The organism is Halorubrum sp. SP3 (assembly GCF_005435195.1).
In the GTDB taxonomy this organism is placed as follows: domain Archaea; phylum Halobacteriota; class Halobacteria; order Halobacteriales; family Haloferacaceae; genus Halorubrum; species Halorubrum sodomense.
Window position 1 is genome coordinate 1 of record NZ_SGTU01000712.1, and the last position, 234, is coordinate 234.

1 pseudogene is annotated in these 234 nt (G+C 67.9%); it reads left to right on the forward strand.

The window, feature by feature from the left end:
* Window positions 1–234 (forward strand): annotated as a pseudogene (locus EXE42_RS18030) (ABC transporter substrate-binding protein); the annotation flags it as partial.

Below are 234 nucleotides of genomic sequence, written 5' to 3' on the forward strand. Positions count from 1 at the left end.
CGCGGACGCCGGCGTGCCCGAGGACTACACCTTCCGGATCATCGTGCCGCCGGACGACCTCCGAGAGCAGATCGGGATCTCGGTCTCGAACGGGCTCAACGAGGCCGGCTACGAGGCGGAGGTGCGCCGCTACGACTGGGGCACCTTCCTCGATTCGTACAGCACGGGGAACGAGGACGACTACAACATGTACGCGCTGGGGTGGCTCGGCGGCCCCGACCCGGACTCGTACGT